We start from the raw sequence: 12,759 nt of genomic DNA, 5'->3' as shown, positions 1-12,759 counted from the left end.
ATTCTACTGCTCCTTGTGGAGTGAAATTTGTATGATTAAAGCTAGAAATATTTTGAGTGATATTTTTAAATAATATTTCTTCATAAAATGGTGTTTGTCTAGCATAGTGCCACCAAAGGTGAGCGTTATAACTTTTGGGATTTTGCCAAGGTTTAATACAACCAGAAAAATGTAAAAATTTAGCTTCCTTTAAAGATTTCAAATATTTTTCTAAAATATCCTTTGGAAAATTGTCTAAATTTGCTCTATTAAATACCATAATATGATTTTCTACATTCCAAGACAAATCTAAAAATTTAACATTTCCTTCGGCAACTTTGTTTAAAATATCTTGATCTTGATATATTGGTGTTTTTATTTCTTTTAAAGCAGTTAAGCATTTTTCCATTAAGTTAAATTCTAAACATTTTTGAATATTAAAAATAATAAAACCAGCTTGAAAATAATTTTCCGATTTTTTAAGAGCTAAATCATTCTTTAAGTAATTAATAAAATTTTCAGACCAATTATCGTTTTTTAAAAAATGTGTTCTTTGAATTTCTACATCTAAAGCAACACCAAGTAGATTCTCTTTTAAATCAATAGTATAAAGCAAAGATATATCATCTAATAATATAGCATCACAATCTAAAAAAATAACTTTATTATAATTTTTCATTATATTACATATAAACAGTCTGTAATATACAGCAATTGTAAAATGACCACCAGAAATATAAAATAAGTGATTGTCAAAATAATTCATAATGTAATTAATATTAATAAATCTAATTTGAAAATTTTTTTTAGAATAATTTTGAACTATTACATTTTGTATAAAATCATTATTATATGAAGATAAAACCACAATATCATAATTATTCCCTACTGAGCAATTTTGTTGCAACGATTCAATTGTAACACATAAATAGCTTATATAATTTTCATCGACTGTTAAAACAATACCTATTTTATTATCGAATAATGGTACTATAGAATGAAAATTGATATTATTTATTTTATCTTGAAAATTCTCATTTTCAATCATATTGTTATTGCTATTTAATTTTTTCATTAAATTATTGCCTTCTTTAATAACTACTTTTAACTCAATTATACAGTAATAATATAAATTATTGTTAAAAATAATATTATTTTTTAAAAAAATAAACCCAACAAAGCATTGTTGTATGAATATTTGCAAATTATTATAAAAATTTAATACTGAAAATGAGAATTTTCAAGATAAAACCCCAAAAGTAAAAATTTTAGTAGGCTATCATAAACCAGCAGTTTTACTAAAAGATGATATTTTAACCCCAATTCATTTAGGAAGAGCTTTAGCTACACAAGCTTCAAAAGATGGAGAAATGTCTAAAGAGGATTTTGAATGGATGTGTGAAAATATGATAGGAGATGATACAGGAGATAATATTTCTCATCTTAATAGATATTTTTGCGAACTTACGGGAATTTATTGGGCTTGGAAGAATTATGATAAATTAGGCAATCCTGATTATATAGGGTTTATGCATTATAGGAGGCATTTTATATTTGATGAGAATATAGAATTGCCAACAATTCAAGGACTGGAAAATTATTTTTATTATTTTGATAATATTAATCAAGCATATTTAAATATTATTAATATTCTAAATATCGAAAATATTAAAGCGTTTGATATGTTTATTCCAGAACCTTACCATTTAACAAAAAATAAATTAAAAACCATAACGATAGAAAATGATTTTTCTTGTTATTGTGAAAATGTAGATATTTTATACTATTTAGAAAATTTATTACAGTGTAATCTTGACTTTAAAGAGTATAAAGGAATTTCTGAGCTTTTTTACACTAATACATTTTATTATTTTTGCAATATGTTTGTGATGAAAAAAGAAATATTTTTTGAATATTGCGAATTTTTATTTAAGTTAATATTTTTGCTTTTTAAAACCTTTAAAGATCGATTTACTGAATCCAAAGATCCAACTCAAGTTAGAACATTATCTTTCATAGCAGAACATATTACTACATTTTTTATATTAAAACAATACAAAGATATGAAAAATATAAAACAATTAAAAATAGGTTTTATTGAAAACACAATAAATCAAAAATTAAAACTAGATATAGTAAGCATTAGCTTAAAGCAAGAAATATTAAAACATTCCATAATTTCTTTTGATTTGTTTGACACTTTGTTAATTAGAACATTTGCCAAACCTGAAGATGTATTTGAATACTTAGAGCAGTATCATCATGCGCCAAATTTTAAAAAAGAACGAATAGGTGCTGAAGAAAAATTAAGAAATAATCTGGGATATCACCCTAGTTATGATGATATATATAATTGTATTGATAAGAAATTTTATTTTTTAAAAGAATTAGAAAGAAAGCTCGAACAAAAAAATATCTATATAAATCCATTAATAAAAGAAATTTTAAATTATGCTAAATTTTTAAATAAAAAAATAATATTTGTGACAGATATGTATTTTGATGATGAATTTTTTATTGAAATTTTACAAAAAAATGATATAAATCATTATGATAAAATATATATTTCAGGACAACTTAAGAAGTCTAAAGAAGTCGGCGATTTGTTTGATTTTATAAATAAAGAATTACAGGCAAATCAAGGAGATATTTTACATATAGGCGATAATTATGTTGTTGATTTTGAAAACTCTAAAAAGTATGGTTGGAGCGCTTTTTATCTTGATAAGCCACTAAATCACTTTTTTGCAGATAATTTAATAGCACAAAATTTTCTTCATCGAAATCCAAATTTAACATCAAGTATTATTGTGGGAGTATTGCTTAAACACTGGCTGAATAATACAGCAAGAAATGAAGATTACTGGAGTACAATAGGATACAATTATGGAGGGCCTATAAATTATGCTTTATCAAAATTTGTATACGATGAGGCAATACAAGAAAAATTAGAAGAATTTATCTTTATTGCTAGGGATGGATATGTGATTAATCAAATTTTTAATTTATTACAAACACATAACAGCACCAATATAAAAACACATTATATTAGAGCTCCTAGAGTCATTAGATTATTGACAAAATTAGATACAGATCCTAGTTTTTCTTGGGATAAAGCAGGAAGCATTATTAGACTATTTCAAAAAGATATTGAAAATTTTCAAAATATAAATCTTTCCAAGTTGTCATATTTGCAGAAAGTAAATTTGATAAAAAGTAATTACAATAAGTTAAGTACATTAAGCGAATTAAAACTATCATATTATTTACATTATTTCAAGAATTTTAATATTAAAAGAAATAAAATAGGCTTTTTCGATATTAGTGCTAATTCTTTTACGTCTATGAAAATACTTAAAGATTGTCTGCCAAATTCAACACAACTTATAGGATACTATTGGAATGTTTTGACTGATGCATATAAAAATATTTATTCTTATAAAGCTTTTAACTCTTTAAATCATTTTTTAGATCACTATATGATTTCAGAACTACTGGTAACATCTAGTGAGCTTCCAGTCAAAAATATATCAAGTTTAGGGTTTGAATTTATTGATAATAAACTTGAAAAACAAAGAAGTAATGTTTCTACAAAAATCATACCTTCAGAAATTCAATTTTCAAAAGATTTGTTAAATATTTTTGGCGAGTTTAATGTAGTATTGGACAATTCAACATTGATAGATTATATTAACATGTTTACCAATAATTTAACTTATAATGATAGATATTTTTTAGAGAATCTTTACCAAGCCTGCAATGAAGATCATACTCAATATATCAAATTTAATTTTACAAAAAACAATGTAACAAATGATCATTTGGCAAATCCTATCAATATAGGTGCTGTATTTAAAATTAAATCACATCTTTCATACAAAGTAGGAAGTGTATTAGTAAAATCTAAACGCTTTACAGATTTTATTAAACTCCCTATAATTCTAATTTCTATTATCATTGCACATAAAAGTCAAAAAAATAACCATAATTTTTTGCCAATTGAAGAATATGCAGATTATGAAGAAGCACTTAAAGTCAAGCAACATCTATCCTATTTGCTAGGCAATGCGTTAATTAAAAATCCATTTAGATTTATTTTTATATTTCCCAAAATAATACAAGATTTTAAATCAAAGAATAAAGAATGAAAAAAATAAAAAAACTTATATTAGCTGCAAGAGACGATGGATTTGGCGAAAGAATGTGCTGTTTGCTTAATGCTATGTATATTAGTAAAAAAACATCTCTTAAATTTGGTTTTACTTGGAAAAATAAAACTGATAGTCTAGTAAAATCTTATACCAATCAAAACAATTATTTAGTATGTAATGATCAAATAGATGTGCAAGAAATTTTTTCATGTAACTTTATCAAAAAATACCATTATGATAATTTTAATGTTTCTCCTTTAGATAAATTTTTCTTATTTTTTAATAAAAATATCAAAGAATTAGAAAATAAACCTTATGAATATTTTTGGGGCTGGAGATCATGTCAGGCTAATTTAACTACTATTTTTAGTGATATTGAATGGGTTGAGTATCAAAAAACCCTTAATCAATGCTGGAACGAAATAGAATTTTCATATACAACACAACAAACTATCAATAAAGCATATTCAAAAGCCGATCTTTTAAATAGTTATACAGCGGTTCATATTAGAAGCGGTGATTTAATTTTTGAATTTATAGGACAAGCTAGATGGATTTGGTTTACGGCAAATAAAGCTTTTAGCTTTCATTTAGCCTTGGAGCTAATACTACAAGAAATCCAAAAAAATCATATTATTATATTTACAGATGATATCAGTAGTGCCAAAAAAATAATCAATTACATTGATACAATCAATACATCAAAATATGAATGTTTATTGGCCTATGAACTTTTTAAAGATAATGAAAATAATTCAAATCAGAGAGTTATATTTGAAATAGTGCTTATGTCTAGAGCAAAAAAAATATACTTATCTGGAGACTCTGGATTTTCTAGAATGGCTAGCTTCATAGGGCAATCAAAGATTATTAATGTATATAAATTATTTGATCAAACACAGCAAATTTACTATATATCGAAAAATTTACTTAAATTAAAATTAAATAGATATCAAATGTCATATTCTTATTTTATGCTCTATCTTAGATCAAAAGAAAAATCACTTCCCAAATATAAACAATTATTTTACCTAAAAAAAGGCTATGAACAAAATCCGGAAAATTACATTTTTAAACTATGCGAACTTGACATATACTTAAATAATGGAGAATTTAAAAAAGCGGACAACTATTTAAAAATGATTTTTAATCTTAGTTTTGATATCTATTTTGATTTTTTATTAAAAAAATCTTACGATTTAAAACATTATGACAATGTTGATTTATTTCCAGGATATCTAAAGTATACTGGAAATAAATATAAAAATATTAATTTAACAAAATATATATTAGCTAGCGATTTATTGAAAAATATTTATATTTTTGGTAACTCTTACAATCAAAGCCAAATTTTATTAATTAAGGTACTCGAAGATCAAAAATTTATAACAAATACAAATGATTATCTAAAATTTTTGAACAAAAATTATATTTGTGTTAAAACAAATAGATACGATTTATTGTCTCTTATAAACTATAGCATTGCAATAAGATTTTTTAATAGATTAGATTATATTTTGGGAAATCGTATTGTCCAGACAAAAAATTTGAAAAACTTGCTAACACTTAGATATGATTTACATAATTTAATGCAAAATTATCGATATTTGATAGAAGAATATAAACTTAGAAGAAAAACAGATAAGACTTTTAAGTTAAATCCTTTATCTACATATTATAATTATGAGCTTATAAACATATATAAAAAACATCTTTCTTATCAAATAGGAAGATCATTGATAATAAGCCTTAAAAATAATCCTAAGTTATATCCTTTATTATTGCCACTTAACATTTTAAAAATATATATTAAATTTAAATTAAAGGTCAAAAAATGATAAGTTTTGATATTCAAGAATCAAAAATTTTAAAAGGAGTGTATATTATAACTCCTAATAAATTTAGAGATTTAAGAGGTGAAATTTGGACAGCATTTACGAGTGAAGCCATAGATAAACTTTTACCAAATGGATTAAAATTTATACATGATAAATTCATACATTCAAAGCATAATGTTATTCGTGGAATTCATGGTGATGCAAAAACTTACAAGCTTGCTACTTGTGTTTATGGGGAAATTCATCAAGTTGTGGTAGATTGTAGAAAAGATTCTCCAACTTATTTAAAGTATGAAAAATTCATCATAAATCAAGATAATCAACAAATCATCTTAGTTCCAGCAGGTTTTGGAAATGCGCATTATGTTGGTAGCAAAAGTGCAGTTTATTATTATAAATGCGCATATAAAGGAGATTATGCGGATGCGCCTGATCAATTTACTTATGCATGGAATGATGAAAGAATTGGCATAGATTGGCCAACAAATTCTCCTATCCTTTCAGAGCGTGATATTTTAGCAATGAGTAAGGATAAATGATGCAAAAAGATTCTAAAATTTATATAGCTGGTCATAGTGGTCTTGTTGGTAGTGCTATACTTAATGAACTTAAGCAACAAGGTTATAAAAATCTTGTTTTTAAAACTCACTTTGAGCTCGATTTAACAAATCAAAAAGCTGTGGCTGATTTTTTTGAGAGAGAAAAGCCAGAATATGTTATTTTAGCAGCAGCTAAAGCGGGTGGAATTCTAGCTAATAATACTTATCGTGCTGATTTTATTTATCAAAATTTAATGATAGAGTGCAATGTTATTCATAATGCTTATTTACATAAAGTAAAAAAACTACTTTTCATAGCTTCAACTACGGTTTATCCTAAAAATGCAACATTGCCAACTAATGAAGAGCAAATGTTAAGTGGAGATCTTGAGTATACTAACAAACCTTATGCAATCGCTAAAATTTCAGGCTTGATGCTTTGTGAAAGTTATAATTTGCAATACAATACAAATTTTATAGCAATCACTCCTACAAACTTATATGGAAACAATGATAAATTTGATCTTGAAAAAGCCCATGTAATGCCCGCTATGCTTCGTAAATTTCATTTAGCGAAATTGCTTAGTGAAAATAAGGAAAAAGAGTTGTTGAAAGATTTAAAACTGAATTTTTTAGATGAGGCAAAAGAGTATTTAAAAACTTTTGGTGTTAATGAAAATAGTGTTGAAATTTGGGGAACAGGGGAGCCTACAAGGGAGTTTTTGCACAGTCAAGATTTAGCAGAAGCTGTAATTTTTATAATGGAAAATATTGATTTTAAGGATTTGAGAAACGAAAATAAAGAAATTATTAATACTCACATAAATATAGGACCTAATGAAAATATTAGCATTAAAGAATTGGCAAATTTGATTAAAAAAACCGTAGGTTTTAATGGTGATATCATATTTAATGCAAATCGTCCAAATGGAAGCTTGCAAAAGCTTACAGATTGTTCTAAAATCCACTCTCTAGGCTGGAAGGCAAAAATCAAGCTTGAAGATGGCATTAAGATGATGTATGAATGGTATTTAAAAGAGCAAAATATAAGACAATAGGAAAAATTATGAAAAAAACAGCGTTAATTACAGGATTTACAGGGCAAGTTGGCTCGCAAATGGCAGATTTTTTGCTAGAAAACACAGATTATGAAGTTATAGGAATGATGCGTTGGCAAGAGCCTATGGACAATATCTATCATTTAAGCGACAGGATAAATAAAAAAGATAGAATCAGTATTTTTTATGCAGATTTAAATGATTACTCTAGTATTCAAAAACTTTTTGAAAGCAAAAGACCTGATGTAATCTTTCATCTAGCAGCTCAGTCTTATCCAAAAACTTCTTTTGAAATTCCTATTGAAACCTTGCAAACTAACATAATAGGCACGGCAAATATCCTAGAAAATATTAGAATTTTAAAGGCAAAGGATGGCTATGAGCCTGTAGTGCATATTTGCTCTTCAAGTGAAGTTTATGGCAAGGCAAAAGTAGGCACTAAACTTAATGAAGAAACAGCCTTTCACGGTGCAAGTCCTTATAGCATAAGCAAAATCGGCACTGATTATTTAGGAAGATTTTATGGCGAAGCTTATAATATTCGCACCTTTGTTACAAGAATGGGAACGCATAGTGGTCCAAGAAGAAGTGATGTGTTTTTTGAAAGCACGGTGGCAAAACAAATTGCACTCATTGAAGCGGGTTATCAAGAGCCTATTATTAAGGTTGGAAATCTCTCAAGCATAAGAACTTTTCAAGATTGTCGTGATGCCATAAGGGCTTATTATCTACTTTCTCTTGAAAGTCAAAAAGGTAATATTCCTTGCGGGGAAGCTTTTAATATAGCAGGAGAAGAGGCTTTTAAGCTTCCTGAAGTTATAGAAATTCTTTTATCATTTTCTACAAGAAAAGATATAAAAATAGAGCAAGATGAGCAAAGACTGCGCCCAATTGATGCGGATTATCAAATGTTTGACAACACAAAAATCAAAAGTTTTATTGACTGGAAACCCCAAATTCCAGCTAGAAAAATGTTTGAGGATCTATTAAATCATTGGAGGGATGAGATAAAAAAAGGAAGGATACCATTAAATAGATGAAAACCATACGCACACAAACTCCTCTGCGTCTTGGTTTAGCAGGTGGTGGAACTGATATTAATTTGTATTGTGATAAATATACAGGTTATATTTTAAATGCGACTATATCTTTATATATACATTGCACTTTGATCGAAAGAGAAGATAGAAGAATTATTTTTGATTCACCTGATACAAATTCTCATTGTGAGTACGAAAGCAAAGAATTCTTAGAAAATGATGGAAAATTAGATATTTTTAAAAGTATTTATAATCGTATTGTAAAAGATTTTACAAAAAAACCTTTAAGTTTTTCTTTGCACACTTATTCAGATGTACCAAGTGGTAGTGGGCTAGGTGGAAGCTCGACCTTAGTTGTAGGGGTTATAAAGGCTTTTGCAGAATGGCTTAATCTTCCTTTAGGGGAATATGAAATCGCTAAACTTGCTTATGAGATAGAAAGAGAAGATTTAGGTATAGTAGGTGGAGCGCAAGACCAATACGCCGCAACTTTTGGTGGTTTTAATTTTATGGAATTTTATGATAATAAAAGAGTCATTGTTAATCCTTTGCGTATTAAAAACTGGATTGCAAGTGAGCTTGAAGCTAGAATTGTGCTTTATTTTACAAATATTACAAGAGAAGCAAAAGACATAGAAGAACATAAAAAAGGAAAGCTTGGAGATGAAAAATCTCTCGAAGCTATGCATGCCATAAAACAAGATGCTATAAAGATGAAAGAAGCTTTATTTAAGGCGGACTTTGATACTTTGGCACAAATTTTAGGCAAGTCTTGGCAGTCAAAAAAAATTATTTCAGAAATAGTTAGTAATGACGAACTTGAAAGAATTTATCATTTAGCTATGCAAAATGGAGCTTACAGTGGCAAAACTAGTGGAGCAGGAGCAGGTGGATTTATGTTTTTCTTCGTAGATCCTACTAAAAAATACAACTTAATCAAAGCTTTAAGTAAAGAGCAAGGTTATGTGCAAGATTTTTCATTTACAAAAGAGGGGGTTAAATCATGGAAATTATAAATAATTATATAAAAGAACATTTTCAAGAATCAATTTTAGTAAAAGAGCAAATTTTAAAAGATGAGAATTTAATAACTCTTATTAAAAATGCTTCATTGGAAATCATAAAAGCTTATAAAAATAATAACAAAACTTTACTAGCAGGAAACGGCGGTAGTGCAGCTGATGCACAGCACATCGCAGGAGAATTTGTAAGTAGGTTTTATTTTGATAGACCAGGTATTGCAAGCATTGCGCTTACTACAGATACAAGTATTTTAACTGCTATTGGCAATGATTATGGTTATGAAAATTTATTTGCTAGACAAGTGCAAGCTCAAGGTATTAAAGGAGATGTTTTTATAGGAATTTCTACAAGCGGAAATAGTAAAAATATCCTAAAAGCACTAGAACTTTGCAAACAAAAAGAAATCATAAGCATAGGCTTAAGCGGAGCTAGTGGCGGGGCTATGAATGAACTTTGTGATTATTGTATAAAAGTGCCTTCAACTTGCACGCCAAGAATTCAAGAAGCACATATTTTAATAGGGCATATTATTTGTGCTATCGTTGAAGAAGAGCTTTTTGGTAAAGGTTTTTCTTGCAAGCAATAATACTTTGCGGTGGCTTAGGAACAAGGCTTAAAAGTGTTATAAAAGATATCCCTAAGCCTATGGCACCGATAAATAATAAGCCTTTTTTAGAATTTATTTTTGAGTATCTTAAAAAACAAGGTATCAAAGAGATTATCCTAGCGGTTTCATATAAATATGAAGTGATAAAAGAGTATTTTAAAGATGAGTTTTTAGGTATAAAAATAAAATACAGCATAGAAAAAGAGCCACTTGGTACAGGTGGAGCTATAAAAAAGGCTTTAAAATTTATAAAAAATGAAGTTTATGTTTTAAACGGTGATACTTTTTTTGATATAGATTTAAGTAAATTAAAGCTAAATGAAAGTAAAATTTGCCTCGCTTTAAAACAAATGAATGATTTTGATAGATATGGCACAGTAAATGTTAATGAGCAAGGTTTTGTGATTTCTTTTGAGGAAAAAATATTCAAAAATCAGGGTTTAATCAATGGTGGAATTTATCTTTTAACTAAAGATATTTTTAATGAATTTGATTTAGAGAAAAAATTTTCTTTTGAAGAGTTTTTACAAGAAAATTGTGAAAAATTAAAGGCTAGAGCTGAAATTTTTGATGATTATTTTATAGATATCGGCGTGCCTGGGGATTATTATAATTTTATGTATAAAGGTAATATAGATGGTTTTTTTACATCGTCAAAATAATATTTCTAAGAAAGTTAGAAATTTTGGTGTAGAGATTGATTTAAGGCGTAATAAACAAGGTTTGGTTTTAAATCATGATTTACTCGAATCTAATATAAAATATCCGTTATTTACTGAAAAATTAGAATTCTTTAAAAATATACCCATAATTTGCAATATTAAAGAATCAAATTTAGAAGAGCTTGTTATTGAGATTTTTGACAATCATGGTAAAATGATGGCAGGGGGGGGGTATGAGTATTATTTTTTAGATTCTCAGATTCCTGATATTTTAAGAATTTCAAAAAAATAAAGGGAAAATTTATTATTCGTGTTTCCGATGTAGAAACATTAAATTATAGGCTTATTGAATTAACTGAGCCAAAGTATTTATGGGTTGATTATTCTCAATTTGCTAATTTCGATATAAAAGAATATGCTAAGTTTATTAACAATTTATATAAAAGTATCGATAAAAAATTAGAGCCCATTATAGTATCACCAGAGCTTTATAATTTATCTTATACAGTCTTAATACAACAAATTTTTCAAGTTTTACCAAATGGTTTTTCAGTATGTACAAAAAATCCGGAGCTTTGGAGTTCTTATGTTCAATTTTAAGTATTTGGCTGATAAATATCAACTTATTATGGTAGATATTGATAATACTTTATTTAATTATACTTATGCGCATAACAAAGCTTTACAAAATATTTTAAAAAAATATAATTTTTTGATGGAAGATTATGAATATGCAAAAATGCAAATTAAAGCTCGAGATTTATCTGTAAATCATCATAAAAAAGAATTATACTTTAAATTAATGTGCGAAGAGAAAAATATACATTTTATTCAGGCTAAAAATATGTTTGAGCTATACACACAAGAATTTCTCTATAACATTAAAGTTGATAAGACAATGTTTGATTTTTTAGTTTATGCTAAAAGTATTGATAGAAAGATTTTAGCTATTACTAATTTTTATTTTATTGAACAAATTAACAAGCTTAATTATGCAAATTTATCTTTAATGCTTGATTTTTTAATTTGCTCAGAAGAATTTGAAGTGGAAAAGCCGCATAAAAAATTAATAGATAGAGCTTTTAAATTAGCTAAAATTGGATCAAAAGATAAGGTTGTAATGATAGGAGATTCTATAGCTGATGATCTAGGTATTTATGATATAAAGTATTATCCTTATAATTGTTCAAAATTATTAATTTCTATATCTGGTAAAAGTGGATCTGGAAAATCTACACTTAGTAATGCTATTAAATCGGTTTGTGATTGTATGGTAATTGGTGCTGATGGTTACCATAAATTTGATAGGTATTCTACTTGTATGGGAGAGAATAACACATTATAATCCAGAGGGGAACAATCTTATTCAATTGGCGTTAGATATTAAATGTATATATCAAGATATTCATGATTTATGTATTCCGTTATATGATCATGTTTCTGGTAATTTTTTGACATCAGATCTGATAAAAACAAAGGATTTGGATATTGTAATTATTGAAGGTTTGCATACTTTATATCAAGAGGTTATTGGTGATTTTGTAAAAATTAAAATTTTTATAGATTCAGATGAATCTGACAATCAAAAAATACAAAGAGATATAAAAGAACGTGGATATAAATTAGATAAAATTATTAATTCTATCCAAAAACGAGAAAAAGACTATCTGTATTATTTATATAAACAAAAAGATAATGCAAATTTTTTAATTACGATAAGAAATAAGAAATTTAAAATAGAACTTTCAGGTATTTTAAAAAGTGTTAACTTGCAAAATATTTATGAAGGTGAATATCATAATTTAATTGATACTATTAAAGATATAATGTCAAAAATTATAAATAATCGTTGGGTAAAGTGA

General features: G+C 26.7%; 10 protein-coding genes and 1 pseudogene. 10 read left to right on the top strand and 1 reads right to left on the bottom strand.

Features of this window, described 5'->3' with window-relative positions; all coding sequences use genetic code 11:
• Positions 1-1,054: glycosyltransferase family 8 protein (locus SR62_RS07020; RefSeq protein WP_147502322.1), on the bottom strand; the 1,054-nt coding region annotated here is incomplete at its 3' end.
• 190 nt (positions 1,055-1,244) lie between these two features.
• On the opposite strand from SR62_RS07020, the gene SR62_RS07015 reads away from it, so the two are divergent.
• The 10 genes and pseudogenes from SR62_RS07015 (at position 1,245) to SR62_RS09455 (ending at position 12,759) form a co-directional block, all read left to right on the top strand.
• Positions 1,245-4,127, top strand: coding sequence for a DUF4422 domain-containing protein (locus SR62_RS07015; RefSeq protein ID WP_147502321.1), 2,883 nt, complete (start codon positions 1,245-1,247; stop codon positions 4,125-4,127).
• Positions 4,124-5,968 (top strand): hypothetical protein, encoded by a 1,845-nt coding sequence (locus SR62_RS07010; protein WP_002893032.1) that lies wholly within the window; start codon positions 4,124-4,126, stop codon positions 5,966-5,968. Before SR62_RS07015 ends, SR62_RS07010 begins: the two co-directional genes overlap by 4 nt.
• Positions 5,965-6,507 carry a dTDP-4-dehydrorhamnose 3,5-epimerase family protein gene (locus SR62_RS07005; protein ID WP_002893031.1) on the top strand — a complete coding sequence of 181 codons (543 nt, stop codon included), beginning with the start codon at positions 5,965-5,967 and terminating at the stop codon, positions 6,505-6,507. Before SR62_RS07010 ends, SR62_RS07005 begins: the two co-directional genes overlap by 4 nt.
• Positions 6,507-7,565, top strand: a complete 1,059-nt coding sequence (locus tag SR62_RS07000; RefSeq protein WP_002893030.1) for a GDP-L-fucose synthase family protein — start codon at positions 6,507-6,509, stop codon at positions 7,563-7,565. Before SR62_RS07005 ends, SR62_RS07000 begins: the two co-directional genes overlap by 1 nt.
• Positions 7,566-7,573: 8 nt before the next feature.
• Positions 7,574-8,605 (top strand): GDP-mannose 4,6-dehydratase, encoded by a 1,032-nt coding sequence (locus SR62_RS06995; RefSeq protein WP_002893028.1) that lies wholly within the window; start codon positions 7,574-7,576, stop codon positions 8,603-8,605.
• The gene (gene hddA / locus SR62_RS06990) at positions 8,602-9,621 is read left to right on the top strand and encodes a D-glycero-D-manno-heptose 7-phosphate kinase (protein WP_002893025.1); all 1,020 of its coding nucleotides are present in this window, start codon (positions 8,602-8,604) and stop codon (positions 9,619-9,621) included. The genes SR62_RS06995 and hddA overlap by 4 nt, the downstream gene beginning before the upstream one ends.
• Positions 9,609-10,214 (top strand): D-sedoheptulose 7-phosphate isomerase, encoded by a 606-nt coding sequence (gmhA2, locus tag SR62_RS06985; RefSeq protein ID WP_002893023.1) that lies wholly within the window; start codon positions 9,609-9,611, stop codon positions 10,212-10,214. Before hddA ends, gmhA2 begins: the two co-directional genes overlap by 13 nt.
• On the top strand, positions 10,202-10,897 hold the full coding sequence (locus SR62_RS06980; RefSeq protein WP_002893021.1) for a nucleotidyltransferase family protein: 696 nt from the start codon (positions 10,202-10,204) through the stop codon (positions 10,895-10,897). The genes gmhA2 and SR62_RS06980 overlap by 13 nt, the downstream gene beginning before the upstream one ends.
• Complete coding sequence (locus SR62_RS09410; protein WP_002893018.1) at positions 10,872-11,189, top strand: hypothetical protein; 318 nt, start codon at positions 10,872-10,874, stop codon at positions 11,187-11,189. Before SR62_RS06980 ends, SR62_RS09410 begins: the two co-directional genes overlap by 26 nt.
• A 294-nt stretch (positions 11,190-11,483) precedes the next feature.
• A pseudogene (locus SR62_RS09455) lies at positions 11,484-12,759 on the top strand (HAD hydrolase-like protein).

The organism is Campylobacter sp. 2014D-0258, assembly GCF_008000495.1.
Lineage (GTDB): Bacteria > Campylobacterota > Campylobacteria > Campylobacterales > Campylobacteraceae > Campylobacter_D > Campylobacter_D jejuni.
Note: the sequence above shows the minus strand (reverse complement) of the source record. Positions and strands in the feature narration are given on the sequence as shown.

What these genes read in the sequence shown, in the direction of transcription:
- gmhA2 (WP_002893023.1), top strand. Translation starts at nt 9,609, where the DNA reads ATGGAAATTATAAATAATTATATAAAAGAACATTTTCAAGAATCAATT.
- SR62_RS07010 (WP_002893032.1), top strand. Translation starts at nt 4,124, where the DNA reads ATGAAAAAAATAAAAAAACTTATATTAGCTGCAAGAGACGATGGATTT.
- hddA (WP_002893025.1), top strand. Translation starts at nt 8,602, where the DNA reads ATGAAAACCATACGCACACAAACTCCTCTGCGTCTTGGTTTAGCAGGT.
- SR62_RS07000 (WP_002893030.1), top strand. Translation starts at nt 6,507, where the DNA reads ATGCAAAAAGATTCTAAAATTTATATAGCTGGTCATAGTGGTCTTGTT.
- SR62_RS09410 (WP_002893018.1), top strand. Translation starts at nt 10,872, where the DNA reads ATGGTTTTTTTACATCGTCAAAATAATATTTCTAAGAAAGTTAGAAAT.
- SR62_RS07005 (WP_002893031.1), top strand. Translation starts at nt 5,965, where the DNA reads ATGATAAGTTTTGATATTCAAGAATCAAAAATTTTAAAAGGAGTGTAT.
- SR62_RS06995 (WP_002893028.1), top strand. Translation starts at nt 7,574, where the DNA reads ATGAAAAAAACAGCGTTAATTACAGGATTTACAGGGCAAGTTGGCTCG.